The 25278-nt window shown below is 57.0% G+C and carries 25 protein-coding genes; 13 read left to right on the top strand and 12 right to left on the bottom strand.

Annotated elements, in window-relative coordinates:
• Nucleotides 1–128 precede the first annotated feature (128 nt).
• Together NG99_RS00940 and NG99_RS00935 are read left to right on the top strand one after the other, a co-directional pair.
• The gene (locus NG99_RS00940) at nt 129–1139 is read left to right on the top strand and encodes a membrane protein (RefSeq protein ID WP_034887443.1); all 1011 of its coding nucleotides are present in this window, start codon (nt 129–131) and stop codon (nt 1137–1139) included.
• Nucleotides 1140–1538 (top strand): hypothetical protein, encoded by a 399-nt coding sequence (locus NG99_RS00935; protein WP_232298140.1) that lies wholly within the window; start codon nt 1140–1142, stop codon nt 1536–1538.
• 30 nt (nt 1539–1568) lie between these two features.
• On the opposite strand, the gene NG99_RS27395 is transcribed toward NG99_RS00935, so the two are convergent.
• The 3 genes from NG99_RS27395 to icd form a co-directional block, all read right to left on the bottom strand.
• A complete protein-coding gene (locus NG99_RS27395) occupies nt 1569–1724 on the bottom strand; it encodes an antiterminator Q family protein (protein WP_232298141.1) in 156 nt (51 codons plus the stop codon).
• 42 nt (nt 1725–1766) lie between these two features.
• Nucleotides 1767–1919, bottom strand: coding sequence for a hypothetical protein (locus tag NG99_RS29030; RefSeq protein WP_157032518.1), 153 nt, complete (start codon nt 1917–1919; stop codon nt 1767–1769).
• 251 nt (nt 1920–2170) lie between these two features.
• Nucleotides 2171–3421, bottom strand: coding sequence for an NADP-dependent isocitrate dehydrogenase (icd, locus tag NG99_RS00930; protein ID WP_034887441.1), 1251 nt, complete (start codon nt 3419–3421; stop codon nt 2171–2173).
• Between the two features lie 101 nt (nt 3422–3522).
• Between icd and rluE the strand changes: the two genes are divergently transcribed.
• The 8 genes from rluE to NG99_RS00890 all read left to right on the top strand — a co-directional run bounded on the left by rluE (nt 3523) and on the right by NG99_RS00890 (nt 11476).
• On the top strand, nt 3523–4185 hold the full coding sequence (rluE, locus tag NG99_RS00925; RefSeq protein WP_034887440.1) for a 23S rRNA pseudouridine(2457) synthase RluE: 663 nt from the start codon (nt 3523–3525) through the stop codon (nt 4183–4185).
• Nucleotides 4186–4210: 25 nt separating this feature from the next.
• Entirely contained in the window at nt 4211–4687 is a 477-nt protein-coding gene (locus NG99_RS00920) for an NUDIX domain-containing protein (protein ID WP_034887437.1), read from the top strand.
• A gap of 57 nt (nt 4688–4744) precedes the next feature.
• Nucleotides 4745–5848 carry a tRNA 2-thiouridine(34) synthase MnmA gene (mnmA, locus tag NG99_RS00915; protein WP_034887436.1) on the top strand — a complete coding sequence of 368 codons (1104 nt, stop codon included), beginning with the start codon at nt 4745–4747 and terminating at the stop codon, nt 5846–5848.
• 85 nt (nt 5849–5933) lie between these two features.
• Nucleotides 5934–6578, top strand: coding sequence for a high frequency lysogenization protein HflD (hflD, locus tag NG99_RS00910; RefSeq protein WP_034887434.1), 645 nt, complete (start codon nt 5934–5936; stop codon nt 6576–6578).
• 28 nt (nt 6579–6606) lie between these two features.
• Nucleotides 6607–7977 (top strand): adenylosuccinate lyase, encoded by a 1371-nt coding sequence (gene purB / locus NG99_RS00905; RefSeq protein WP_034887432.1) that lies wholly within the window; start codon nt 6607–6609, stop codon nt 7975–7977.
• A gap of 134 nt (nt 7978–8111) precedes the next feature.
• Nucleotides 8112–8783: a two-component system response regulator PhoP gene (phoP, locus tag NG99_RS00900; RefSeq protein ID WP_034887430.1), complete on the top strand. Its 672-nt coding sequence runs from the start codon at nt 8112–8114 to the stop codon at nt 8781–8783.
• A gap of 1 nt (nt 8784) precedes the next feature.
• Complete coding sequence (phoQ, locus tag NG99_RS00895; RefSeq protein WP_034887428.1) at nt 8785–10245, top strand: two-component system sensor histidine kinase PhoQ; 1461 nt, start codon at nt 8785–8787, stop codon at nt 10243–10245.
• 103 nt (nt 10246–10348) lie between these two features.
• Nucleotides 10349–11476, top strand: coding sequence for a ribosomal protein uL16 3-hydroxylase (locus NG99_RS00890; protein ID WP_034887426.1), 1128 nt, complete (start codon nt 10349–10351; stop codon nt 11474–11476).
• A gap of 83 nt (nt 11477–11559) precedes the next feature.
• On the opposite strand, the gene pepT is transcribed toward NG99_RS00890, so the two are convergent.
• Together pepT and NG99_RS00880 are read right to left on the bottom strand one after the other, a co-directional pair.
• Nucleotides 11560–12792 (bottom strand): peptidase T, encoded by a 1233-nt coding sequence (gene pepT, locus NG99_RS00885; RefSeq protein ID WP_034887424.1) that lies wholly within the window; start codon nt 12790–12792, stop codon nt 11560–11562.
• Between the two features lie 105 nt (nt 12793–12897).
• Nucleotides 12898–13461, bottom strand: coding sequence for a helix-turn-helix domain-containing protein (locus NG99_RS00880; protein ID WP_034887421.1), 564 nt, complete (start codon nt 13459–13461; stop codon nt 12898–12900).
• Nucleotides 13462–13555: 94 nt separating this feature from the next.
• Between NG99_RS00880 and NG99_RS00875 the strand changes: the two genes are divergently transcribed.
• Complete coding sequence (locus NG99_RS00875) at nt 13556–14740, top strand: benzoate/H(+) symporter BenE family transporter (RefSeq protein WP_034887419.1); 1185 nt, start codon at nt 13556–13558, stop codon at nt 14738–14740.
• Between the two features lie 61 nt (nt 14741–14801).
• Here NG99_RS00875 and cobB read toward each other — a convergent pair whose 3' ends face one another.
• Genes cobB through lolC form a run of 5 tightly spaced genes read right to left on the bottom strand, consistent with a single transcriptional unit; the run spans nt 14802 to nt 19701 of the window.
• Nucleotides 14802–15635 (bottom strand): Sir2 family NAD+-dependent deacetylase, encoded by an 834-nt coding sequence (cobB, locus tag NG99_RS00870; RefSeq protein ID WP_034887466.1) that lies wholly within the window; start codon nt 15633–15635, stop codon nt 14802–14804.
• Nucleotides 15636–15644: 9 nt separating this feature from the next.
• Entirely contained in the window at nt 15645–16556 is a 912-nt protein-coding gene (gene nagK, locus NG99_RS00865; protein WP_034887417.1) for an N-acetylglucosamine kinase, read from the bottom strand.
• A 4-nt stretch (nt 16557–16560) separates the two neighbouring features.
• The gene (gene lolE, locus NG99_RS00860; protein WP_034887415.1) at nt 16561–17805 is read right to left on the bottom strand and encodes a lipoprotein-releasing ABC transporter permease subunit LolE; all 1245 of its coding nucleotides are present in this window, start codon (nt 17803–17805) and stop codon (nt 16561–16563) included.
• A complete protein-coding gene (lolD, locus tag NG99_RS00855; protein ID WP_034887414.1) occupies nt 17805–18509 on the bottom strand; it encodes a lipoprotein-releasing ABC transporter ATP-binding protein LolD in 705 nt (234 codons plus the stop codon). The genes lolE and lolD overlap by 1 nt, the downstream gene beginning before the upstream one ends.
• The gene (gene lolC, locus NG99_RS00850) at nt 18502–19701 is read right to left on the bottom strand and encodes a lipoprotein-releasing ABC transporter permease subunit LolC (RefSeq protein WP_034887412.1); all 1200 of its coding nucleotides are present in this window, start codon (nt 19699–19701) and stop codon (nt 18502–18504) included. The genes lolD and lolC overlap by 8 nt, the downstream gene beginning before the upstream one ends.
• 272 nt (nt 19702–19973) lie before the next feature.
• Here lolC and NG99_RS00845 point away from each other — a divergent pair, with 272 nt between their 5' ends.
• Together NG99_RS00845 and mfd are read left to right on the top strand one after the other, a co-directional pair.
• Nucleotides 19974–20183 carry a hypothetical protein gene (locus NG99_RS00845; RefSeq protein ID WP_034887411.1) on the top strand — a complete coding sequence of 70 codons (210 nt, stop codon included), beginning with the start codon at nt 19974–19976 and terminating at the stop codon, nt 20181–20183.
• Between the two features lie 76 nt (nt 20184–20259).
• Nucleotides 20260–23703, top strand: a complete 3444-nt coding sequence (gene mfd, locus NG99_RS00840; RefSeq protein ID WP_034887409.1) for a transcription-repair coupling factor — start codon at nt 20260–20262, stop codon at nt 23701–23703.
• A 126-nt stretch (nt 23704–23829) separates the two neighbouring features.
• Here the strand turns inward: mfd and NG99_RS00835 are convergent, their stop codons facing one another.
• Together NG99_RS00835 and NG99_RS00830 are read right to left on the bottom strand one after the other, a co-directional pair.
• Nucleotides 23830–24363 (bottom strand): P-loop NTPase family protein, encoded by a 534-nt coding sequence (locus NG99_RS00835; protein ID WP_034887407.1) that lies wholly within the window; start codon nt 24361–24363, stop codon nt 23830–23832.
• Between the two features lie 211 nt (nt 24364–24574).
• Complete coding sequence (locus NG99_RS00830) at nt 24575–25114, bottom strand: glycine zipper 2TM domain-containing protein (protein ID WP_034887405.1); 540 nt, start codon at nt 25112–25114, stop codon at nt 24575–24577.
• Between the last annotated feature and the right edge of the window lie 164 nt (nt 25115–25278).

The following is a 25278-nucleotide window of genomic DNA, read 5'->3' as shown; positions in this document are numbered from 1 at the left end:
CAAGCTACGACACTTTTTGCGTAACGCAGTAGAATTATTTATATTTAATGCTGTTTTTTCTGACCTCTCTGGTTCGGCCACCTATGGCAAGCATCACGTCCAGTTAACAGCTAACGGAGAAAGGAAGCATGGCACGTAACTTAGCCCCCGGATATTGCGTGGTGGAACGACCCGGCACACTGGATTATCAGGCGCGGGAACTGTTCAGGGATAGTCGCTCCCCGGCCACCAGCCTGTTTATGAAACTTAATGCGGATACGCAGTATCTGAAACCAGGCCAAATCCTGATTGTGGCTGATCCGGACACACCTGACACGCTAACAATGCAGATGCTGACAACGCTCAGAGAGGCAAAGAATAAAACCAACGCTGCGTTTATTGGCGTAAGTAGTGATGATGCCAGTTTTATGCAGAAACATTACGGGATGATTGCCGCGTTAACGGGGGCGGGAGATAAGATTTTTAGCACAGCGGGCGATGTGGGTGAAAAGTATTTTAATGCCATTGAGCAGACCCTGAAAAAAATTGAGTCAAGCTATCAGAATCAATTCCGTACTCAAGGGACGCTGATCGGTCAGCAGTTCTTTGTTGAGCGTAATCAGTTGCTGCATCAGCTTAAGGAACTGGTCAACAGGCCAATGTTAAAATCCCTTGCCCGGTATACCATGAAATTCCAACAGTATGACAATATGAAGCGGGCGCTAAACCTCTCCAGCCGTTCGATTGTGCATGAGTGGTCCACGGTGGGGATGGGTGGCATTCCGGGATATTCGTATTATGTCGGCAATGCGGCCAGGGCGGCGCGTTTCCTTAAGATGGGAGGATATATTGGCATTGGATTTGCTTTTGCCGGAACAACTAATGATGTCGCTGAAGCATGCACCAAAGGCCGCGAAGGAGAATGCGGAAAATTAGCGTTCAAGGAATACACAAAATTCGGATTATCAACAGCTGCTGGGGTTGGCGCTGGTGCTATGGGAGCAGCGGCGGGAGTCGGGGTATGTGCTGCTGTCGGAATAGTAACGGCTGGCATTGGGGGTGTTGCCTGTGCAGCAATAGGTTCAGTTGCTGCTGGCTATGCTGGCAGCGAGTTTATGAACTGGGGTGTGGATGCGATCTCTAATCGCCAGGGCGTATAAATGTTAATGAAATTTACCGGATTCTTTATAATGGCATTATGCTTAGTTAGCTTTACTCTTTCCGTCATTATTTATGGTGTAAACAGAACCAAGTATTACAAGCTTTTGGGTGAATTTCAGAAAAACAATACATTCCCTGCCCCCTATTCTTTTCATTGCCTGACAGGTTTCTTTGGTGCTATGCCTATTGCGTATTTCTTTCTCAACTTAAATAAAAAAAAGAAAATATTTTTCTTGAAACGGGATAGCAACTCATATATTTTTTTTGATAAGAGAAACAGTGAATTAATCAAATGGATGCCTGCTTTCTATTACTCATCTATCACCAGCACGATCTGTTGCGCATTGATAGTTGCGATAGCTGCGTCACTGGAAATGAAGGATAAATTCTTTCCATAATTGCCTCCTGAATATAGCCCAATTTATGGGCTATATTTTTCTATGCTTGATTATCCATTTCCAGTTTGACAGACAGCCTTCGATAAACTCCTCTGCCGTCTGAAACTTAATCCGGATCATGCCCTCTGACAGCTTTAGCTTCCTGCCTATCGGCCCGCTTTGAAATGTCTTTGTGTAGTGAGCCACCAGCAAGACATGCTCATCAGGCCGTTTTTTGCTTCTGTCTGCTTACGCAGGTGCCCGGACTTCAGCAAACTTCTTCCGGCCAAACCAGAGCCATGCGACCTGTTGCCCATTTTTCAGGCTAAATACCTTGCCCTGCCCCAGCAGATGTTTGGTAAGGATTTCACCGTGGCCGTCATGCTTAAATCGTGGGGGCATGAAAAGCCATGCCAGCGCCTAAATGCTGGTGTGATTCGACATAATATGCACGAACAAAAAAAGCGCCCCGCTGAAGGTGTTTGTATCTGAAATGGGCATGAGAAATATGGATGACAATCGAGGTAAGGACTGGACGGTGATTGCGGTATAGTTTTTAAGCGGTGTTGCAGAAGTATTGCAGAAAGATTTTAAAGAGACAGAAACATCCCCATAATCGACCAGAATTACAGGAATGTTTCAATTAGTGATTATTACATATGCTTAATCATAGCGTCGCCAAACTCTGAAGATTTCAGCAGCGTAGCGCCTTCCATCTGACGTTCAAAGTCATAGGTCACGGTTTTGGCGGCAATCGCGCCTTCCATGCCTTTAACAATCAGGTCAGCGGCTTCGAACCATTCCATATGACGCAGCATCATTTCAGCGGACAGGATAACGGAACCTGGGTTCACTTTGTCCTGACCAGCATACTTAGGCGCCGTGCCGTGGGTGGCTTCGAACAGCGCGCATTCGTCACCGATGTTAGCACCAGGGGCAATACCGATACCGCCAACCTGCGCCGCCAGGGCGTCGGAGATGTAATCGCCGTTCAGGTTCATACAGGCAATAACGTCGTATTCCGCCGGACGCAGCAGGATCTGCTGCAGGAACGCATCGGCGATCACGTCTTTAACCACGATCTCTTTGCCAGTGTTAGGATTCTTAATCTTCATCCACGGGCCGCCGTCAATCAGTTCAGCGCCAAACTCTTCTTTCGCCAGCTGGTAGCCCCAATCCTTAAAGGCACCTTCGGTGAACTTCATGATGTTGCCTTTGTGAACCAGCGTCAGAGAATCACGGTCGTTGGTAATCGCATACTCGATAGCCGCGCGAACCAAGCGCTTGGTGCCTGCTTCTGAACACGGCTTAATGCCGATACCGCACTGCTCCGGGAAGCGAATTTTCTTCACGCCCATCTCTTCGCGCAGGAACTTGATCACTTTATCCGCATCCGCAGAACCAGCTTTCCACTCGATACCCGCGTAGATATCTTCGGAGTTCTCACGGAAGATCACCATGTCGGTATCTTCAGGACGTTTTACCGGGCTTGGCGTGCCGGTGTAGTAACGCACGGGACGCAGGCAGATGTAGAGATCAAGCTGCTGACGCAGAGCCACGTTCAGGGAACGAATACCGCCGCCGACTGGGGTAGTCAGTGGGCCTTTGATAGCCACGCGATACTCTTTAATCAGGTCGAGGGTTTCTTCTGGCAGCCAGACGTCCTGGCCGTAGAGCTCTACCGATTTCTCACCGGTGTAAATTTCCATCCAGGAAATTTTACGCTCACCGTTATAAGCTTTCTGTACAGCGGCATCGACAACTTTGATCATCACTGGAGAAACGTCCACGCCAATACCGTCACCTTCGATAAAAGGGATGATAGGGTTGTCAGGTACGTTGATTTTTCCATTCGCCAGGGTGATTTTCTGACCTTCCGCCGGAACAACTACTTTGCTTTCCATTAACCTCTCCTTCGAGCGCTTTTTTGTTAATGATTTGTAAGATGCGCGTCAATACTACTTGAATATTGCCGTCGCGCCAATCATCTCAGGATTGCGGTATAATGCGCTCATTGTTTTTAAGTGCAAAGACTATGAGAAACTCTTCCGTTAAGAATCACCGCGTTAAACGATTCAGCGCCTCCCCGACCGCTCGCCAGGTTGATAAAGGCCCTAAGCGTGTCATTATTTTTAACAAACCTTTTGACGTGCTGCCGCAGTTCAGCGATGAAGCGGGCCGTAGCACCCTGAAAGATTTTATCCCTGTGGCGGGGGTTTACGCCGCCGGACGCCTGGACCGCGACAGTGAAGGGCTGATGGTGCTGACCAATGATGGCGCGCTACAGGCAAAGCTGACGCAGCCGGGCAAACGCACCGGGAAAATTTATTATGTGCAGGTGGAAGGTGTCCCTGAAGAAAGCGATCTCCAGCCGCTGCGGGATGGCATTAATCTGAAAGAGGGACCTACCCTGCCCGCCGGCGCGGAGCTGGTAGCAGAGCCCGCCTGGCTGTGGCCCCGCAATCCGCCTATCCGTGAGCGTAAAGCCATTCCTACCAGTTGGCTAAAAATAACGTTATACGAAGGGCGCAATCGTCAGGTCAGAAGGATGACGGCGCAGATTGGCTTCCCTACCCTGCGCTTAATCCGCTTTGCTATGGGCACGCAGATGTTGCAGGATTTAGCGCCAGGCGAATGGCGAGACGTCACCGCTGAGTTTTCTCTTTAAGTCATTTTTTAGCAAGGAGCCAGCCATGTTTAAGCCTCACGTTACCGTCGCAACCGTAGTGCAAGCCGAAGGGCAATTTCTGGTGGTGGAAGAGATGGTCAGGGGGCGGGCAACGTGGAATCAGCCTGCCGGCCATCTGGAAGCGGATGAAACCTTGCTGCAGGCCGCCGTACGAGAACTGTACGAGGAGACGGGTCTGGAGGGCGTTCCGCAGGCTTTTCTGCGCCTGCATCAGTGGATCGCGCCGGACAACACCCCTTTTTTACGCTTCCTGTTCGCGCTGGATTTACCGAAAATGCTGCCGACCTACCCGCAGGATCGGGATATCGATCGCTGCTGGTGGCTGCCGCCGGAAGAGATCCTCGGCGCGAAAAAGCTGCGTTCTCCACTGGTTGCGGAAAGCATTCTGATTTATCAGCAGGGTCCGCGCTATCCGCTGGAGGTGCTGAGCGCGTTTCAGTGGCCGTTTAGCGAGGATGCGCCAGCCGCAGACGCGTGGTAGACTACGCCGCAATTTTAAAGGGCAGCCTTTAACTGCCACTAAAGTCGGGTATTACTCATGTCTCAAAGCCAGAAAAAAGTGATCGTCGGCATGTCCGGCGGCGTTGACTCCTCCGTTTCAGCCTGGTTGCTACAGCAGCAGGGCTATCAGGTTGAAGGCCTGTTTATGAAAAACTGGGAGGAGGATGACGGTGAGGAATACTGTACCGCTGCGGAGGATCTGGCCGATGCGCAGGCGGTTTGCGACAAATTAGGCATCTGGCTGCACACCGTTAACTTTGCCGCCGAATACTGGGACAACGTCTTTGAGCACTTCCTGGAAGAGTACAAAGCGGGCCGCACGCCAAACCCGGATATTCTGTGCAACAAAGAGATCAAATTTAAAGCCTTTCTGGAGTTTGCCGCCGAAGATTTAGGCGCGGATTTCATTGCTACCGGTCACTATGTCCGTCGCCAGGACGTTGGGGGCAAAAGCCGCCTGCTGCGCGGGCTGGACGACAACAAAGACCAGAGCTATTTCCTCTACACGCTGGGCCATGAGCAGATTGCCCAAAGTCTGTTCCCGGTGGGCGAACTGGCGAAACCCGAAGTGCGCCGCCTGGCCGAAGAGCTGGAACTGGTGACGGCGAAGAAGAAAGATTCTACCGGCATCTGCTTCATCGGCGAACGCAAGTTTCGCGACTTTTTGGGTCGCTACTTACCGGCGCAGCCTGGCGTTATTCTCAGCACGGAGGGCGAAGTGGTCGGCGAGCATCAGGGCCTGATGTACCATACGCTGGGCCAGCGTAAGGGCCTGGGAATCGGCGGCACCAAAGAAGGCAGCGAAGCGCCATGGTACGTGGTCGATAAAGATGTCGCCAACAACCTGCTGATTGTGGCTCAGGGTCACGACCATCCGCGCCTGATGTCGACAGGCCTGACGGCTCAGCAGCTGCACTGGGTAGACCGTGAAACGCTGAAGGCGCCGCTGCGCTGTACGGTCAAAACCCGCTACCGCCAGGCTGATATTGCCTGCACGGTTAGCCCGCTGGGCGAAGATCGGATCGAAGTCCGCTTTGACGAGCCGGTAGCCGCCGTCACCCCCGGACAGTCAGCGGTGTTTTATGTTGATGAAGTCTGCCTCGGCGGCGGTATTATTGAAGCGCGTCTGCCGCTGCTTTAAGTACGCGCTGGCGCATGGTGGTTAGATAACAGCATACTGGCGTAGCCCCTGCCGCATCTGAGACGGGGGAATTACAGGAGTTACCGTGGCGAAGAATTATTACGATATTACGCTGGCCCTTGCGGGCATCTGCCAGTCTGCTCACCTGGTACAACAGCTTGCGCATCAGGGACACTGCCCGGCAGACGCGCTAAAAACCTCGCTGCAAAGCGTGGTGGACCTTAATCCGCCCTCCACGCTGGCGATCTACGGCAATGACGAAGCCAACCTGCGCTTTGGCCTGGAATCGCTGCTGGGCGTGCTTAACAGCGGCAGCCGCCACGGCGCCGGGGCGGAGTTAACCCGCTACACTCTTAGCATGATGGTGCTTGAACGTAAGCTCAGCGCCAACAAAAGCGCGCTGAATGACCTGTCGCAGCGCATTGCTCAGCTGGATCGTCAGCTGGCGCACTATGATTTAGATTCCGAGACGCTGCTCAGCGCTATGGCGGCGATTTATGTCGACGTCATAAGCCCGCTGGGGCCGCGAATTCAGGTTACCGGCTCCCCTGCGGTGTTGCAGAACACCCAGATCCAGAGCAAAGTTCGCGCCACGCTGCTGGCCGGTATTCGCTCGGCGGTGCTGTGGCACCAGGTGGGCGGCGGTCGCCTGCAACTGATGTTTTCACGCAATCGCCTCGCCAGTGAGGCGAAGCAAATGCTGTCCCGTATCACCGAGTCCTCACTCTAAAATGTTAACCGATCCAGGAGTTGCACCGATGGAATTATCCTCTCTGACTGCCGTCTCACCCGTTGATGGCCGTTATGGCGACAAAGTCAGCCCGCTACGCGGCATTTTCAGCGAATATGGCCTGCTGAAGTTCCGCGTGCAGGTGGAAGTTCGCTGGTTACAAAAACTGGCCGCCTGCGCAGAGATCAAGGAAGTTCCTGCATTTGATGCCGACGCAAACGCTTTCCTTGATGCGATTGTCGATAATTTTAATGAAGAAGATGCCGCGCGCATTAAAACCATTGAGCGCACCACCAACCACGATGTGAAAGCGGTTGAGTACTTCCTGAAAGAAAAGGTTGAGCCAAACGCCGCGCTGCGCGCCGTCTCCGAGTTCATCCACTTCGCCTGTACTTCTGAAGACATCAATAACCTGTCTCACGCGCTGATGCTGGCAACGGCGCGTCGCGAGGCGATCGTGCCTTACTGGAGCAAAATCATCGCCGCAGTCAAAGACCTGGCCGCACAGTACCGCGATATCCCGCTGCTTTCCCGTACCCACGGTCAGCCTGCAACCCCCTCCACGCTGGGTAAAGAGATGGCGAACGTGGCTTACCGCCTGGAGCGCCAGCTGCGCCAGCTGGAGCGCGTCGAGGTGCTGGGTAAAATCAATGGCGCGGTAGGGAACTATAACGCCCACATCGCCGCTTACCCGGAAGTGGACTGGCACCAGCTGAGCGAAAGCTTTGTCACCGGCCTGGGCATTAGCTGGAACCCGTACACTACCCAGATTGAGCCGCATGACTACATTGCCGAGCTGTTTGACTGCATGGCCCGCTTCAACACGATCCTGATCGACTTCGATCGCGACGTCTGGGGCTACATAGCGCTGAACCACTTCCGCCAGAAAACTATCGCTGGCGAAATTGGTTCCTCAACCATGCCACACAAGGTCAACCCGATTGACTTCGAAAACTCCGAAGGCAACCTGGGGCTGGCAAACGCCGTGATGCAGCACCTGGCCAGCAAACTGCCGGTTTCCCGCTGGCAGCGCGACCTGACGGACTCTACCGTGCTGCGTAACCTCGGCGTGGGCGTGGGCTACGCGCTGATCGCCTACCAGGCGACGCTGAAAGGCATCGCCAAACTGGAGGTGAACCGCGACCGTCTGCTGGACGAACTGGACCACAACTGGGAAGTGCTGGCGGAGCCCATTCAGACCGTGATGCGCCGCTACGGCATTGAAAAGCCTTATGAGAAGCTGAAAGAGCTGACCCGCGGCAAGCGCGTTGACGCCGCCGGCATGAAGGCGTTTATCGACAGCCTTGAGCTGCCGGAAGAAGAGAAAACCCGCCTGAAGCTGATGACCCCGGCTAACTATATCGGTCGCGCAGTGCAGATGGTTGACGAGCTTAAGTAACCCCTGCCTGTTACGCGGGCCAGTGCCAGATCGGCCCGCGTTAACCTGCTGTTTATCTGCTATAACCTATACTTGCCAGGATTGACACAACAGCTCTGGGTTCGTCACCCCGTCTCTGACAGAAAGGATAAATTATGCGTGTACTGGTTGTGGAAGATAATCAACTGCTTCGTCATCATCTCGCCGTGCAGCTGCGCGATATGGGGCATCAGGTTGATGCTGCCGAAGATGCCAAAGAAGCCGACTATTTTCTCAGCGAGCATACGCCGGATATTACTCTGGTGGACCTGGGACTGCCGGATGAAGACGGCATGGCGCTGATCCGCCGCTGGCGCGGGCAGGACGTCAAGCAGCCGATTCTGGTGCTGACTGCCCGCGAAGGCTGGCAGGCGAAGGTGGAAGCGCTGGAAGCGGGAGCCGATGATTACGTCACCAAGCCTTTCCACATTGAGGAAGTGGTGGCGCGGATGCAGGCGCTGATGCGCCGTAACAGCGGCCTCGCCTCGCAGATTATTACCCTGCCCCCTTTCCTGGTCGATCTTTCGCGCCGCGAACTGACCATCCACGATCGGCAAATTAAGCTGACCGCCTTTGAGTACACCATCATCGAAACGCTGATCCGCAACGCCGGCAAGGTGGTCAGCAAGGACTCGCTGATGCTTCAGCTCTATCCCGATGCCGAGCTGCGCGAGAGCCACACCATTGACGTGCTGATGGGCCGCCTGCGTAAGAAAATGCAGGCCGAGCATCCTCAGGACGTCATCACCACCGTTCGCGGCCAGGGCTACAGGTTCGATCTCTCCTGAGATGCAGAATTTTCGCCCCAAAACGCCTTTCTCGCTTCGCGCCCGCTTTCTGCTGGCTACCGCCGCCGTAGTGCTGATTCTGTCACTCTCCTACGGCATGGTGGCGGTAGTAGGCTACGTGATGAGCTTTGATAAAAACTCCTACCGGGTGATGCGCGGCGAAAGCAATCTCTTCTTCACCCTTGCACAATGGCAGGATGGCAAATTAACCATCGCTCAGCCAGAGCGCGTCTCGCTAAACTTCCCCACGCTGGTTTATATCTATAACGAGAAGGGCAAGCTGCTCTGGCAGCTGCGCGACGTGCCGGAAATCCGCGACAAGATCAAACGCGAGTGGCTCAGGCGCGCTGATTTCTATGAAATCGATACGGACAACAGCACCAGCCGTCAGGCGCTGGGGAATAACCCTGAGGCGCAAAATAAGCTGACCGCCTACGATGATGACAATAACGATACCTTCACCCACTCGGTGGCGGTCAACCGCTATGATGCGACCCCCAATCTGCCCGCACTGACGATCGTCGTCATCGATACGATTCCGCAGGAGCTACAGCATTCGGACGTGGTGTGGTCCTGGTTCAGCTACGTGCTGCTGGTAAACCTGCTGCTGGTCATTCCGTTGCTGTGGCTGGCCGCGCACTGGAGTCTGCGCCCGATTGGCGCGCTGGCGGCCCAGGTCCGCGAGTTGGAAAGCGGAGTGCGTGAAACGCTCAATCCCCATCCGCCGCAGGAGCTGAAAAGCCTGGTGCGCAATCTCAACCTGCTGCTGGATAACGAGCGGCAGCGTTATACGCGCTACCGCACCACGCTGAGCGATTTAACCCACAGCCTGAAAACGCCGCTGGCGGTGCTGCAAACCACGCTCCGTTCGCTACGCGGCGGGCAAAATATCTCCATTGAGCAGGCCGAACCGATCATGCTGGAGCAGATCAGCCGTATCTCACAGCAGATAGGCTATTACCTGCACCGCGCCAGTATGCAGGCGGATCATAACGTACTGAAGCGCGAGCTGCATTCGGTCCCCGCCCTGCTGGACAGCCTGTGCTCCGCGCTTAATAAGGTTTATCAGCGCAAAGGCGTGGTGCTGACGCTGGATATCTCCCCGGAGCTGACTTTTGTCGGTGAACATAACGACCTGATGGAAGTGATGGGCAACGTGCTGGACAACGCCTGCAAATACTGCCTGGAATTTGTCGAAATCAGCGCCCGCCAGACGGATGACGAGCTGCACCTGATCGTTGAAGATGACGGGCCGGGCATTCCGGAAAGCAAGCGAAGCCTGATCTTTATTCGCGGGCAGCGGGCCGATACTCTTCGCCCCGGACAGGGGCTGGGCCTTGCGGTCGCCAGAGACATTCTGGAGCAGTACGCCGGAGAGATTATCGCCTCCACCAGCGAGCTGGGCGGCGCGCGGATGGAGGTTATTTTCAAGCGTCAGGAAGTGCTGAACGGCGACGAATAGTGATGAGCGCCGCGTCCCTGTGCAGTGCCAGACAAATGGGTTACCCCGACCCGTCCGGGCGCTGTTATAATCGGTGAAATTCAGCGTTTCAGGAACTCTCATCATGGACTATCAGCTCGATCTCAACTGGCCCGACTTTATTCAACGCTACTGGCAGAAACGTCCGGTAGTGCTTAAGCGCGGTTTTAAGAACTTTGTCGATCCGATCTCCCCTGACGAACTGGCCGGGCTGGCGATGGAAAACGAAGTCGACAGCCGCCTGGTCAGCCACCAGGACGGAAAATGGCAGGTCAGCCATGGCCCGTTTGAGAGCTACGATCATCTTGGTGAGAACAACTGGTCGCTGCTGGTTCAGGCTGTCGACCACTGGCATGAGCCTTCCGCCGCGCTGATGCGCCCTTTTAACTTCCTGCCCGACTGGCGCATCGACGATCTGATGATCTCTTTCTCAGTGCCCGGCGGCGGCGTTGGTCCGCATTTCGACCAGTACGACGTGTTTATTATTCAGGGTACCGGCCGCCGCCGCTGGCGCGTGGGCGAGAAAGTGCCGATGAAACAGCACTGCCCGCATCCGGATCTGCTCCAGGTTGAGCCGTTTGCGGCGATCATTGATGAAGAGATGGAGCCTGGCGACATCCTGTACATCCCGCCGGGATTCCCGCACGAAGGGTATTCGCTGGAGAATGCGATTAACTATTCCGTGGGCTTCCGGGCGCCAAGCGGCCGCGAGCTGATCAGCGGCTTTGCTGACTACGTTATTGCCCGCGAACTGGGTAGCCACCGCTTCAGCGATCCGGCTATCCCCACGCGCGACAACAAAGCGGAGATCCTGCCGGAAGAGCTGGAGGGGGTGCGTGCGATGATGCTTGACGTGATCAATCAGCCGGAGCACTTCAGCCAGTGGTTTGGAGAGTTTATTTCACAATCCCGCCACGAGCTGGACGTGGCGCCGCCGGAGCCGCCGTATCAGCCTGATGAAATTTACGACGCGCTACAGCAGGGCGACAGGCTGACGCGATTGGGCGGCCTGCGAGTCCTGACAATGGGTCCTGCGGTATTTGTCAACGGTGAGCAGCTGGAGTCGCCGCACCGCGCCGCACTGACCGCGCTGGCGAATCAGCACACGCTGGGCGCGGAGGAGCTGAAGGAAGCGCTGGACGACCCGTCGTTCCTGGCTCAGCTGGCCGCGCTGGTGAACTGCGGCTACTGGTACTTCGGCGACGAAGAGTAATTTTTCGCTGCGGGCGGGCTGCAATCCGCCCGCTTCAGAACCCCGATCGTCGGCAGTCAGCCCGGAACGATAGCAGCAGGCCGCTATTTTTTTGCCTGCCCGGCGGTTAGCGACGCAATGCGCATTATGACCGTCACCGCTTTTTCCATATTATCCAGCGAGGCGAACTCGTGCTTGCCGTGATAGTTGTAGCCACCGGTAAACAGGTTCGGGCACGGCAACCCCTTGAAGGAGAGCGCCGCACCGTCCGTACCGCCGCGAATCGGCTTCACTTCCGGTTCAATATCGCAGTCACGCATCGCCTGAAGCGCCAGCTCAACGATATGCGGGTGCGCTTCCACCTTCTCGCGCATGTTGAAATAGCTGTCGTCGATCTGCACCTCAATGCCACAGCCTGCCTGTAAACTCTTCGCCTGCTGGACGGCAATCTCTTTCATCCTCTGCTTACGGGCGGTGAAGGCGGCAAAATCGAAGTCGCGAATGATGTAATGCAACTCCGCCTTGTCCACGTTACCTTTGATACTGTGCAGGTGGTAAAACCCTTCATAACCCGAGGTGCATTCCGGCACCTCTTTTTCCGGCATCGCCTGGTGGAAGCGCATAGCCAGATCCAGTGCATTAACCATCACTCCCTTTGCCGTGCCGGGATGGACGTTATTGCCGGTAATTTTCACCGTGGCGGAAGCGGCGTTGAAGTTTTCATACTCGAATTCCCCCATCCCGCCGCCGTCAACGGTGTAGCCCCACTCGGCGCCAAACGCGGCCACGTCGAAGCAGCTGGTGCCTTTGCCAATCTCTTCATCCGGCGTAAAGGCGATGCGGATATCGCCATGCGGGATATTTTCATGCTTCAGTCGGACCATCGCAGTGACAATTTCAGCGATGCCCGCTTTATCATCCGCCCCCAGCAGCGATTTGCCGTCGGTGGTGATCAGCGTATGCCCAATCAGGCTGTGCAGCACCGGGAACATCACCGGCGATAAAATCTCGTCGCCCATGCCCAGCGCGATATCGCCGCCCCGGTAGTTCTCCACAATCTGCGGATTAACGTGTTTTGCCGTGAAGTCCGGCGAGGTATCCATATGGGAGATAAAGCCGATGGTCGGCACCGGCCAGTTGACGTTGGCGGGCAGCGTAGCCATCAGAATCCCATGCTCGCTAAGGGTAATATCACTCAGCCCCAGGCTTGTCAGCTCTTCCTGTAGCACCCGAGCCAGCCGCCATTGCCCTTCGGTACTGGGTACATGGCGCGCCAGACTTTTCGACTGCGTGTCGTAAGAAACATAGTTTAAGAAGCGATCGAGTAATTTATTCATCTGCCTTCCCTCTGAATGCGAATGCGTAGTATGTAGAACCCCACCTGCAAGAGTATTGCGTCAGGTCACTTCAGTGACGAATTTGTGTGCTTTCGATGCCGATAACTACTCTTTTGCGCCGCCTGGATAGTGGATCAGGCTCTGGAAGTGAACCGGCTGCCCGGTCTCGTTGCGATAGCAGTGCGGGCAGTCCGCCTGGAAGCGTAACCCTTCTCCGGCTTCAAGCGTATGCCACTCTTCATTAACCGCCAGCCTCAGCGTGCCGGAAATAACCAGCACATGCTCAATTACGCCGCGATCGTGGGCGGAGGAGTGGCTGGAGGCACCGGCGGCCAGCACAATGGCGAGCATGTCAAACCCGAGCTGCGGGTCAAAAGGAAACAGCGGCGTGACCTGCATACTGCCGCTCTGCTGTTGCCAGCTGGCGACAGCGCCGCTGCGCTGCACGACCGTGGCGGCCTGCGGCGCCGGGGCGGAAAAAAAGCGGGAGAACGGAACGTTGAAGCCGGTGGCGATTTTCCATAGCGTAGCCACCGTCGGGCTGGACTCGCCGCGTTCGATCTGCCCGAGCATGGCTTTGCTGACGCCCGTCCGTTCTGCCGCCTGCGTCAGGCTCCATTCCCGCAAGGTGCGCAGCGCTTTCAGCGTTTCTCCCAGATCCGGCCCCATCCTTCCTCCCATCGTTAATCAAGCCAGTATAGCGCTTGTACGTTATAACGCACAGTGTTAGCTTGTGCGTTATAACGTACAAACGGACACTGCTATGCGCCCGCCCTTCTCTTTTCGTCATCTGACCTTCCCCGCCGTGGTGGCCGGGTTTGTCGCGGTACTGGTGGGCTACACCAGCTCAGCGGCGATCATTTTTCAGGCGGCGGGAGCGGCTGGCGCTTCTGAGCTGCAAATTGGCGGCTGGCTGAGTATGCTGGGGCTGGCGATGGGCCTGACCTCGCTGTGCCTGTCGCTGTACTACCGTGCGCCGATCCTGACCGCCTGGTCAACGCCCGGCGCGGCGCTGCTGGTGACCAGCCTGCCGGGCACGCCGATTGCCGAGGCGATCGGCGTGTTTATCTTTGCTTCAGGGCTGATTTTCCTCTGCGGGGTAACCGGCCTGTTTGCCCGGCTGATGAACTACATTCCTCAGGCCATCTCAGCCGCCATGCTTGCCGGGATTCTGCTGCGCTTTGGCCTGGAGGCGTTTGGCGCGCTGAAGCTCGACTTTCCGCTGGCCGGCGGCATGTGCCTGGCGTATCTGCTGGCGAAGCGTTTTTTGCCTCGCTACGCCATCGTGCTGACGCTGATTGTCGGCCTGCTAATCGCCGGGCTTAGCGGCGAGATCCACTTCTCACCGCAGCCACTGACCTTTGCTCTGCCGCAGTTTATCGCGCCGCATTTCACGCTTTCAACGCTGCTGGGGATCGGCATCCCATTTTTTGTGGTAACGATGGCGTCACAAAATGCGCCAGGTATCGCTACGCTGAAGGCGGCAGGCTATACCACGCCGGTTTCCCCGCTGATTGGCTGGACCGGGCTGACTTCGCTGCTTCTCGCTCCGTTTGGTGGCTTCTCCGTCTGTATCGCGGCCATCACCGCCGCCATCTGTATGGGACCGGAGGTGAATGCCGATCCGCAGCGGCGGTACTGGGGCGCGGCCTGCGCAGGCTTTTTCTATCTGCTGGCGGGTTTATTCGGCGGCGCTATCGGCCAGCTGTTCAGCGCGCTGCCTCCGGCGCTGATCCATACCGTGGCCGGTCTTGCTCTGCTGGGGACCATTGCTGGCAGCCTTCAGCGTGCGCTGGCAGACGAGAAACAGCGTGAGGCGGCGGTCATTACCTTTCTGATTACCGCTTGCGGTTTGACTTTGCTTGGCGTGGGCGCGGCGTTCTGGGGACTGGTGGGCGGCGTAATGGCTCATCTGCTCCTTTCCCTGCCGCAGAAAAAGCGCGGGTGAACGGCTGGCCCCTGTGCTGCCAGGGGCTACCGTAAAATGACAGGCGTTAGCGGCGGTCGAATTAACGGCTTATTTTTGCCAGCAGGTTTTGCACAAACTTCGGCACCACCTCACTCGCTAATCCGTACTCTTTCTCTTCGAATTCGCTGCCAACCTGGCTGGGTTCCAGATTCAGCTCAACGGTGCGCGCCCCCTGCAACTTCGCCTCATGCACAAAGCCAGCGGCGGGATAGACGTGCCCTGAGGTGCCAATCGCCACAAAATAGTCGGCCTCGCTAAGCGCGGCATAAATCTCGTCCATCTGTAGCGGCATTTCGCCAAACCAGACGACGTGCGGGCGCAGCAGCGAAGGGAACTGGCAGCAGTGGCAGCGATCGTCAGGCTTAACGTCATCGACCCAGTGCAGGATCTGACCGCTGGTGGCGCAGCGCACCTTCAGCAGTTCGCCATGCATGTGGATCACATGGCTGTTGCCCGCCCGCTCATGGAGATTATCGATATTCTGCGTCACCAGCAGGAAATGATCGCCCAGCGCGGCTTCCAGCTCGGCCAGCGCCTCGTGAGCGGCATTGGGCTTAATGACCGGTTCCTGCAGCTGGCGGCGACGGGCGTTATAAAATGCCTGCACCTGCTCAGGGTCCCGCGCAAACCCCTCCGGCGTGGCGACATCCTCCACTTTGTGATCTTCCCACAGGCCGTCGGCCGCGCGGAAAGTACGGATACCGGACTCGGCCGAAATGCCAGCGCCGGTCAGCACCACCACCCGAGGCAGCGGGTGACGGGCGATCTCAAGGTTGCGGTCTCGCTCAAAAATGCGCTGGCGAAAACGCTGATGCACCTGACGTCGGGTCTTTTTGTAACGTGCCAGCCGCAGTCGGCGGCGGGGTGTACGCATCATAATCCTCTATTCCTTAACGTGCAGGAATGCGGCACCGCGCATTCCCCCTGCGTCTCCGTGACGCGCTTTTTCAAACCTCGGCGGTTTGGCGACCGGCAGCAGATGCGGTCTTACCCGCTCCGCCAGGCCGTCATGCAGCGCGTCGAAATTAGACAATCCACCGCCCAGCACCACCAGATGCGGATCCACCAGCGTCAGTAGGTTGCCCAGGCAAACCGCCAGCAGATCCCGGTAACGCTCGGTGTGGGCGATCGCCTGCTGGTCTCCCTGATAATAGCGGGAGATAATCTCAGGCGCACTGAGAGCCTGCTGATTATGCAGTTGCCAGAGGCGGGAGAATCCCGACCCCGACAGCCAGGAATCCACGCACCCTTTCTTGCCGCAGCCGCACTGCGGCTGCTCAATGCCGTGCCCCAGCACCGCCAAAGCGTCGAGAGGCAGGCGAACATGACCAAACTCGCCGACAACATAATTGCGGCCTGTCACGGGCCTGCCGTCGACGATCAGCCCGCCGCCAACTCCGGTGCCAAGGATTAATCCCATCACCACCGGGTAAGCCTGAAATTCATCGTCCCAGGCTTCTGACAGCGCAAAGCAGTTGGCGTCATTGTCAATTCTCACTTCACGGCCAAGACGCCGGCTAAGATCGGCCTGTAGCATCCTGCCCGTCGCCGCTGGCAGGTTGGCGCTAAACAGCGTGCCATCATCCGGTATCGGGATGCCGGGTATGCCAAGGCCAACGCTGCCCTGCTCACCGCAAAACGCATCGGCCTGTTGCGTTAACGACGTCAGCACATCCAGCAGCGCCTGATAATCATTTTTTGGCGTCGCTACCCGCTGCGTCCACACCTGCTGACGCTGGAGGTTGTAGACTCCCAGAGCAATTTTGCTGCCGCCGACGTCAAAGCCGTAATACATTGCGCTATTGTCCGCTCAGTACGCGAGCCGGGTCGATGCGACTGGCTCGTCTCGCCGGATACCAGCTGGCGATCAGGCTCAGCACCAGCGACGTGACCAGCACGATCGCCACATCCATCCAGTGAACTTCCGTAGGCAGGAAGTCGATAAAGTAGATATCGCCCGACAGAAAATGGTAGCCGGTTAAGGTTTCAATTCCGCGAACGATCGGCGTAAGGTTAAACGCGGCAAGCACGCCCACTACCACGCCGCTGACGCTGCCCACCAGCCCGGCCATCAGCCCGTACCAGACAAAGATAGCGCGGATCAGCCCATCCTTCGCGCCCAGCGTGCGTAATACCGCAATATCGCCGCTCTTGTCCTTTACCGCCATCACCAGCGTGGAGACAATATTGAAGCAGGCTACGCCAATCACCAGCACCATTGCCAGATACATAATGGCGCGGATCATCTGAATATCGCGGTACATGTAGCCATAAGTGCCGATCCAGCTGCGAATATAGACATATGAGTGGGTGACTTCGCCAGCGTCCCGCACCAGCTTTTGAGCCGCAAACGGGTCGTTCATCTTCAGCGCAATGCCCGTGACGTTGTCACCCATGTCCAGATACTGCTGCGCATCGGTCAGCGGGACCAGCGCCAGGCTGTGATCCAACTGGCCGCTGAGCGCCAGAATGCCGCTAACCTGGAGGCGTATGCGTTTGGGTTGCAGCAACTTATGCTGCGGGTCGCTGTTGGGGATCATGACGGTCAGCCAGTCGCCCTGCTTCAGGTTCAGACTGTTCGCCACGCCCTGTCCCAGAATGATTTGCTGCTTACCCGCGGCAAAGCTTTGCCAGGCATTATTCTGCACCCAGCGGGGCAGCGCGCTAAGCTTGCTTTCCTGCTGCGGGTCCACGCCCTTCAGCTGAATCGCCTGTAGCTTAGTGCCGCTTTCGATAAGGCCGGTAAAGTTGATGTAGGGCGCGGCGGCGGCAATGCCTTTCACCTGCTCGACCTTCGGCAGCAACGCCTGCCAGCCGGTAAACGGCTGATTGACCGGTTCGATTTCACCATGCGGAACCACGGCCAGAATGCGGTTGTTCAGCTCGCGTTCGAAGCCGTTCATCGCGCTGAGGCCGACGATCAGCACCGCCACGCCCAGCGCAATGCCCACGGTGGAGATCACTGAAATGAGCGACACCATGCCGCTGCGACGGCGGCCCCGGCTGAAGCGCAGGCCGAGCAGAAGTGAGAGATTGCCCGCCATTACGCTATTCCTGCCAGGGTCACATCCCCGCTGAGCTGGCCGTCCCGCATCTCCATCTGGCGGTTCAGGCGCTTAGCCAGGTGCAGATCGTGGGTCACCACCAGGAAAGCGGTGCCCTGACGCACGTTCAGCTCGCCGAGCAGATCGAAAATGGCGTCCGCATTGCGGGCATCCAGGTTGCCGGTAGGCTCATCCGCCAGCACCAGCCGCGGATTGTTGACCAGCGCGCGGGCGATTGCCACGCGCTGACGCTCGCCGCCAGAAAGTTCGGACGGCCGGTGCGCCGCGCGCTTATCCAGGCCTACGGCCGTTAGCATCTCCAGCGCTTTCGCCTGGGCCTCCGCCTTGCCCGCCCTGCCGATCAGCAGCGGCATCGCCACGTTCTCCAGCGCGCTAAAGTCCGGCAGCAGGTGGTGGAACTGATAGATAAAGCCCAGCTCGCGGTTGCGCAGCTCGGCTTTGGCTGCGGAGCTCATGCCGTTGAGGGAGCTACCGTTAAACACCACGTCGCCGGAAGTCGGCGTGTCCAGCCCGCCCAGCAGGTGCATCAGGGTACTTTTACCGGAGCCGGAGCTGCCGACAATCGCCATCATCTCGCCCGGCGCCACGCTGAACGAGACATTACGCAGCACGTCGGTCTGGACGCTGCCTTCCTGATAGCGCTTGCACAGGTTGTCGCACTGCAACAGAATCGGGTTACTCATAACGTAAAGCCTCAGCGGGTTGAACGGCGGCGGCGCGCCAGGAAGGATACAGCGTGGACAGCAGCGCCACGACCATCGCCGTCACCACAATGGTGATCACTTGCGGAATGGAAATCTCTACCGGCAGGGCCGCGCCGTCAAGGAACGCGCCAATCAGCGGCATCAGGTTATTCAGCTGGCTTGCCAGCAGCACGCCCAGCAGCGCGCCCAGCACGGAGCCGACGATGCCGGCCGTCGCGCCCTGCACCATAAACACCATCACAATCTGCCTACGGGTTAGCCCCTGCGTTTGCAGGATGGCGACCTCACCCTGCTTCTCCATGATCAGCAGGCCAAGCGAGGTGATAATGTTAAACGCCGCCACGGCCACGATCAGGCTGAGCAGCAGCCCCATCATGTTTTTCTCCATGCGCACGGCCTGGAACAGCTCGCCTTTGCGCTCGCGCCAGTCTTTCCACACCAGCCCTGCCGGCAGCTTTTGCTGGCTGAGCGTATCGACCTGCAGCGGCTTATCCAGCCACAGACGCCAGCCGGTGATGTTGCCCAGCGGATAGCGCATCAGGCGGGAGGCATCCTGCTGATTGACCAGAATCTGATAGCCATCCACCTCGCTGTTGGCGGCAAAGGTGCCGATTACCGTAAACAGGCGCTGGCTGGGTAAACGGCCCATCGGCGTGAACTGGCTGGCCGAAGGCACCATCAGGCGCAGCTGTTCACCGCGCTTGACGCCAAGCTGGCTGGCAAGCTGCTCGCCGATAATCACATGGTACTGACCCGCCTGCAGATCGTTCTGCCTGACGTTAACCAGATAAGGCGACAGCGGGTCCGGTTCATCCGGATTAATCCCCAGCATCACGCCAACGCCAACGCTGCGGGCGCTTTGCAGCACCACATCGCCGGTGGTCAGCGGCGTGATCTTTTTGACCCCCTCAAGGGCGAGTGAGGCTGGCGGAACCTGCTGCGGGTTGATTGAGCCTTTGTCACTGGAGATCAGCGCCTGAGGCATCAGGTTAAGGGTGCTCTTTTCCAGCTCATGCTCAAAGCCGTTCATCACCGACAGGACGGTGACCAGCGCCAGTACGCCAAGCGTAATGCCGATAGCGGAGAGCCAGGATACAAACCGACCGAAGCGGTCTGAAGCTCGTCCACGCATATAGCGCAGACCGATAAATAACGCGACAGGTTGATACATGTAATCCGTCTTCTGGCAAAGCGTTAGCAAAAAGTGATCGAAGATAATAAAGGTTAGCCCGGCGTTATGGAACCTCTAAGCTGCTGACTCCGCTGCTTTGTTTTGTCAGCAAAGGCAACAGCGCGCCCCATTGCGCCGATATCGCCTAAAAAAACCACGCTAATTGCGCAATTATTACCCACTAATCGACATAAACTGATATCACCCTTTTTCTGAGGAAGTTCATACTGTACTAGCAATATCGCCGCAGAGTCAGCGCAGGAGTGGTAAAGATGTCTAAATATCCTAAAGGCAGCATTGTGAGACATAAAACGGGTGACATTAAAGGAATGATCGTCAATGTGTTCGAACAGGGCGACAGCCCGGCGGGCTATTACGTTAAATGGGATGACGGTAACCACAGCTATCACGGCGAAAACGAGCTGGTTTGGGCAAACATTGACCGACCCAGAATGCACTACACTCAACAATCACCGAAATAAAGGTATACTCCGGTTAGCTGAAGGGGAACGAATCGTTCCCTGCTCTCCATTTTGCGAAGAGACCGTCTGACTGATTATGCCTGAACACACCCGATACGCCCTGCCCGTGAAAGCAGGTGAACAGCGCCAGTTAGGGCAACTGACCGGCGCTGCCTGTGCAGTGGAATGCGCGGAAATCATCGAACGCCATCGTGGCCCGGTGATGTTAATTGCCCCCGACATGCAAAATGCCCTCCGCCTGCATGATGAAATCAAACAGTTTACCGATGAGCCGGTAATGACCCTGGCCGACTGGGAAACGCTGCCTTTCGACAGCTTTTCGCCGCATCAGGAGATCATTTCATCCCGCCTTTCTACGCTTTATCAGTTGCCCACGCTTGAGCGCGGCATCCTGATTTTGCCGGTGAATACGCTGATGCAGCGCGTATGCCCGCACAGCTTCCTGCACGGCCACGCGCTGGTTATGCAGAAAGGCCAGCGGCTCTCGCGGGATACGCTGCGCAGCCAGCTTGAGCAGGCCGGCTATCGCCACGTTGACCAGGTGATGGAGCACGGAGAATACGCCACCCGCGGCGCGCTGCTGGATCTCTACCCGATGGGCAGCGACCAGCCTTACCGTATCGACTTTTTTGATGATGAGATCGACAGCCTGCGCCTGTTCGACGTCGACAGCCAGCGTACGCTGGAGGAAGTTCCGGCGGTGAACCTGCTGCCCGCGCATGAGTTCCCTACCGATAAAGCGGCGATTGAGCTGTTCCGCAGCCAGTGGCGGGAGCATTTCGATGTTCGCCGCGAGTCCGAACATATTTACCAGCAGGTAAGCAAGGGCACGTTGCCGACGGGGATCGAGTACTGGCAGCCGCTGTTTTTCGATCGGCCACTGCCCGCGCTGTTCAGCTATTTGCCTGAAAATACGCTGATAGTGAACTCTGGCGATCTGGAGAGCAGCGCCGACCGCTTTCTGCTGGACGTGACCTCTCGCTTTGAAAGCCGCCGCGTTGATCCGATGCGCCCGCTGCTGTCGCCGGAAAAACTGTGGCTGCGTACCGATGAGCTGTTCAGCGAGCTGAAAAAATGGCCGCGCGTGCAGCTGAAAACCGAAGCGCTGCCGGAGAAAGCCGCCAATACCAATCTGAATTATCAGGTTCTGCCGGATCTGGCCGTACAGGCTCAGGCAAAAGCGCCGCTGGACACCCTGCGCCGCTTTCTTGAAACGTTTCCCGGCCCGGTCGTCTTTTCGGTAGAGAGTGAAGGCCGCCGTGAGGCGCTGCAAGAGCTGCTGGCGCGGATCAAAATTATTCCCAAAGCCGTACATACCCTCGCGCAGGCAGAGTCCGCCGGGCACTACCTGATGATTGGCTCCAGCGAAAAAGGCTTTATCGACGCGCTGCGCGAGCGGGCGCTGATTTGCGAGGGCGATCTGCTTGGCGAGCGCGTCAGCCGCCGCCGTCAGGACAACCGCCGCACCATCAACCCTGACGTACTGATCCGCAACCTGGCCGAGCTGCATCCGGGCCAGCCGGTGGTGCATCTGGAGCACGGCGTAGGGCGCTATATGGGTCTGACCACGCTGGAAACCGGCGGCATTACCGCCGAGTACCTGATGCTGACCTATGCGGGCGACGCTAAGCTTTACGTTCCGGTTTCGTCGCTCCACCTGATCAGCCGCTATGCGGGAGGCGCTGATGAAAATGCGCCGCTGCACAAGCTGGGCAGCGACGCGTGGTCGCGCGCGCGGCAGAAAGCCGCCGAAAAAGTCCGTGACGTCGCCGCCGAGCTGCTGGACATCTATGCCCAGCGCGCGGCCAAGGCGGGCTTCGCCTTTAAACACAACCGCGAGCAGTATCAGCTGTTCTGCGAAAGCTTCCCGTTTGAAACCACGGTGGACCAGGCGCAGGCAATCAATGCCGTGCTCAGCGACATGTGCCAGCCGCTGGCGATGGATCGCCTGGTGTGCGGCGACGTGGGCTTTGGCAAAACCGAGGTAGCGATGCGCGCCGCCTTCCTGGCGGTGGAGAATCACAAGCAGGTGGCCGTGCTGGTTCCAACTACCCTCCTCGCCCAACAGCATTACGACAACTTCCGTGACCGCTTTGCCAACTGGCCGGTACGGATTGAAATGCTCTCTCGCTTCCGTACCGCTAAAGAGCAGGCGCAGATCCTGGAGCAGGCGAAAGAAGGCAAAATTGATATTCTGATCGGCACGCACAAGCTGCTGGCTAACGAGATCAAATGGCGCGATCTCGGCCTGCTGATTGTTGATGAGGAGCACCGCTTTGGCGTGCGCCACAAAGAGCGGATTAAGGCGATGCGCGCCGACGTTGATATCCTGACGCTGACCGCTACGCCAATCCCGCGGACGCTGAATATGGCGATGAGCGGTATGCGCGACCTGTCGATTATCGCCACCCCTCCGGCACGCCGCCTGGCGGTGAAGACCTTCGTACGCGAGTTTGATGACCTGGTGGTGCGCGAGGCCATTCTGCGTGAAGTGCTGCGCGGCGGCCAGGTATACTACCTCTATAACGATGTGGAGAATATCGAGAAGGCGGCCAACCGTCTCGCCGGGCTGGTGCCGGAGGCTCGCGTTGCCATCGGCCACGGGCAGATGCGCGAACGCCAGCTGGAGCGGGTGATGAACGATTTCCACCATCAGCGCTTCAACGTGCTGGTTTGCACCACGATCATTGAAACCGGTATCGACATCCCCACCGCTAACACCATTATCATCGAGCGGGCCGATCATTTCGGTCTGGCCCAGCTGCATCAGCTGCGCGGCCGCGTGGGACGTTCGCACCACCAGGCCTATGCCTGGCTGCTGACGCCGCACCCCAAAGCGATGACCAGCGACGCCCACAAGCGCCTTGAGGCTATTGCCTCGCTGGAGGATCTGGGCGCCGGCTTTGCGCTGGCCACTCACGATCTCGAAATCCGTGGCGCCGGTGAGCTGCTGGGTGAGGATCAGAGCGGCCAGATGGAGACTATCGGCTTTTCGCTGTATATGGAGCTGCTGGAAAACGCCGTTGACGCGCTGAAGGAGGGCCGCGAGCCTTCGCTGGAAGATCTCACCAACAGCCAGACGGACATAGAGCTGCGGATGCCTTCCCTGCTGCCGGATGACTTTATTCCCGATGTGAATACCCGCCTGTCGTTCTACAAGCGGATTGCCAGCGCGCAGGAAGAGGGAGAGCTGGAAGACCTGAAGGTCGAACTGATCGATCGCTTTGGCCTGCTGCCCGACGCCGCCCGCAATTTGCTGGATATTGCCGCGCTGCGGCTGGTGGCGAAGAAAATCGGCATCCGTCGGGTGGAAGCGAGCGAAAAAGGCGGCTTCATTGAGTTTGCCGAGAAGAATCTGGCTAACCCTGGCTGGCTGATCGGTCTGCTACAGAAAGATCCGCAGCACTGGCGGCTGGATGGCCCGACGAAAATCAAGTTTATCCGGGATCTGGCGGAGCGTAAGGTGCGCATGAAGTGGGTGCGGGACTTTATGGCGCAGGTACTGGCAAACGCGGCCTGACGGGAAAAGGGCCGCTAAACTGGCTGACGCTTTTGATATAAGCACTTAAATACCTGAGGTATTTAAGTGCTTAAAACAGCCAGCAGATTCATTGGGGAGAACCTCTGAAGCCGCAGCTTTATCGATTTATAAATCCCAGCATTTGTAGCATCTCTTCACCTCTTTCGGCGTCAGCAAAAGTAATTTAGGCAACTTGCTCTCCTCGTAAAGAACTCTGTGCCGTTTACGGTTTGCGGGGCTAACCAGGGTGATGTATTTAATCATTTCCCAGTTCACCCGATCCTGACCGCCTTCCAGAGCCCCGACCCTCGCCTTTGCTGAGTAACATCGGCGGAGGTATCGCACCAGACCCAATGCTGTCGGTATATCAAGCAGAATCAGGCCGGTTGCCCGCTCAAGCCGTTCAGCCATACATTTGCTGTAGTTACCTTCAATGACCCAGCGTGCTTCACTGATAGCGCTGGCATGCAATTGCAGGAACTCGTCGTGATCCCGCGGCACCCAGTTCGTATTCGGTAAGTGATGAAGCTGATCAAGATGAACGGCCGGGAGTCCCGTCTTGCATGATATTGCCTGGGCAAGCGTTGATTTGCCGCTATTGGAGGGGCCGATGATGCAGATGCGCGGTCCCAACTCATCGAGTGAAATTATCGTTTTCATAAGGTTGTTTCTGTCAGTGACGTATCCAGAAGCAAAGAAAAACTGTCTACCTGAGAGGCTCACACAGCCTGAACAATATGCAAAAAAAATCTGGAAATGATCAACATTTCCAGACTCTTATACCATCACTGCATTGGCCAGGCGATTCTTCACCGTTCGATCAACTGTGTGACCGTTTTGTCGATCTCAGCTGGCTGTTAGACGGCTAAGCTTACGCTTTGTCGTTAAGCACCAGTTGGCCATTGTTATCCAGCGGAATACGGGTGCCCGGGTCATTATCCATGCGGATTTTGCCCTGCTCGTTACCAATTTTGTAGGTAACGTCATAACCCATCATTTTTTCCTGCTTGTCGTAAACGGTTTTGCAGCGCTGTTCGGTAGTGGTGTAGGTATCACGATCCTGCATCGCTCCCTGCACCTGGTTACCACCGTACCCGCCAGCTACGGCACCCGCAACGGTTGCCACATCGCGACCGCGACCGCCGCCAAACTGGTGGCCCAGCACGCCGCCAGCTACGGCACCCAGTACCGACCCGGCAATACGGTGTTCATCCTGGACGGCCCGACGATGGGTCAGCGTCACGTTGCGGCACTCCTGACGCGGATTTTTTGTGGTTTCTTTGATTGGTGTAGCGGAAAGCACCTGCGCATACTGGGGGCTGCGATCAAACACGTTCATGCTTGCAACCGCCGCGACGCCCAGTGCCGCCGCAACGCCAATTCCAATACCCGCCAACATTGATTTATTCACAGGATAACCTCCTGAAATTGTTACCGCGCAATTCTGACTCTCCCCACTCCCTGGGCAGAGACACTTACCCGGCGTGCGCGACGCGCCATATGGTGTTGCGGTAAATTTTGCGCATCAGGACCAATTGTGACAATAAGAAAACAGGACGAAATCATCTCCGCTTA

This window comes from Erwinia typographi, from assembly GCF_000773975.1.
GTDB classification, from domain to species: Bacteria; Pseudomonadota; Gammaproteobacteria; order Enterobacterales; family Enterobacteriaceae; genus Erwinia; species Erwinia typographi.
This window is presented reverse-complemented; position numbering and strand designations above follow the sequence as displayed.

Excerpts from the sequence above, each read along its gene's own strand:
- NG99_RS00940 (WP_034887443.1), top strand. The coding sequence starts at position 129 with ATGGCACGTAACTTAGCCCCCGGATATTGCGTGGTGGAACGACCCGGC.
- NG99_RS00935 (WP_232298140.1), top strand. The coding sequence starts at position 1,140 with ATGTTAATGAAATTTACCGGATTCTTTATAATGGCATTATGCTTAGTT.
- NG99_RS29030 (WP_157032518.1), bottom strand. The coding sequence starts at position 1,919 with ATGCCCCCACGATTTAAGCATGACGGCCACGGTGAAATCCTTACCAAA.
- icd (WP_034887441.1), bottom strand. The coding sequence starts at position 3,421 with ATGGAAAGCAAAGTAGTTGTTCCGGCGGAAGGTCAGAAAATCACCCTG.
- rluE (WP_034887440.1), top strand. The coding sequence starts at position 3,523 with ATGCGCTCATTGTTTTTAAGTGCAAAGACTATGAGAAACTCTTCCGTT.
- NG99_RS00920 (WP_034887437.1), top strand. The coding sequence starts at position 4,211 with ATGTTTAAGCCTCACGTTACCGTCGCAACCGTAGTGCAAGCCGAAGGG.
- mnmA (WP_034887436.1), top strand. The coding sequence starts at position 4,745 with ATGTCTCAAAGCCAGAAAAAAGTGATCGTCGGCATGTCCGGCGGCGTT.
- purB (WP_034887432.1), top strand. The coding sequence starts at position 6,607 with ATGGAATTATCCTCTCTGACTGCCGTCTCACCCGTTGATGGCCGTTAT.
- phoP (WP_034887430.1), top strand. The coding sequence starts at position 8,112 with ATGCGTGTACTGGTTGTGGAAGATAATCAACTGCTTCGTCATCATCTC.
- phoQ (WP_034887428.1), top strand. The coding sequence starts at position 8,785 with ATGCAGAATTTTCGCCCCAAAACGCCTTTCTCGCTTCGCGCCCGCTTT.
- NG99_RS00890 (WP_034887426.1), top strand. The coding sequence starts at position 10,349 with ATGGACTATCAGCTCGATCTCAACTGGCCCGACTTTATTCAACGCTAC.
- pepT (WP_034887424.1), bottom strand. The coding sequence starts at position 12,792 with ATGAATAAATTACTCGATCGCTTCTTAAACTATGTTTCTTACGACACG.
- NG99_RS00880 (WP_034887421.1), bottom strand. The coding sequence starts at position 13,461 with ATGGGGCCGGATCTGGGAGAAACGCTGAAAGCGCTGCGCACCTTGCGG.
- NG99_RS00875 (WP_034887419.1), top strand. The coding sequence starts at position 13,556 with ATGCGCCCGCCCTTCTCTTTTCGTCATCTGACCTTCCCCGCCGTGGTG.
- cobB (WP_034887466.1), bottom strand. The coding sequence starts at position 15,635 with ATGCGTACACCCCGCCGCCGACTGCGGCTGGCACGTTACAAAAAGACC.
- nagK (WP_034887417.1), bottom strand. The coding sequence starts at position 16,556 with ATGTATTACGGCTTTGACGTCGGCGGCAGCAAAATTGCTCTGGGAGTC.
- lolE (WP_034887415.1), bottom strand. The coding sequence starts at position 17,805 with ATGGCGGGCAATCTCTCACTTCTGCTCGGCCTGCGCTTCAGCCGGGGC.
- lolD (WP_034887414.1), bottom strand. The coding sequence starts at position 18,509 with ATGAGTAACCCGATTCTGTTGCAGTGCGACAACCTGTGCAAGCGCTAT.
- lolC (WP_034887412.1), bottom strand. The coding sequence starts at position 19,701 with ATGTATCAACCTGTCGCGTTATTTATCGGTCTGCGCTATATGCGTGGA.
- NG99_RS00845 (WP_034887411.1), top strand. The coding sequence starts at position 19,974 with ATGTCTAAATATCCTAAAGGCAGCATTGTGAGACATAAAACGGGTGAC.
- mfd (WP_034887409.1), top strand. The coding sequence starts at position 20,260 with ATGCCTGAACACACCCGATACGCCCTGCCCGTGAAAGCAGGTGAACAG.
- NG99_RS00835 (WP_034887407.1), bottom strand. The coding sequence starts at position 24,363 with ATGAAAACGATAATTTCACTCGATGAGTTGGGACCGCGCATCTGCATC.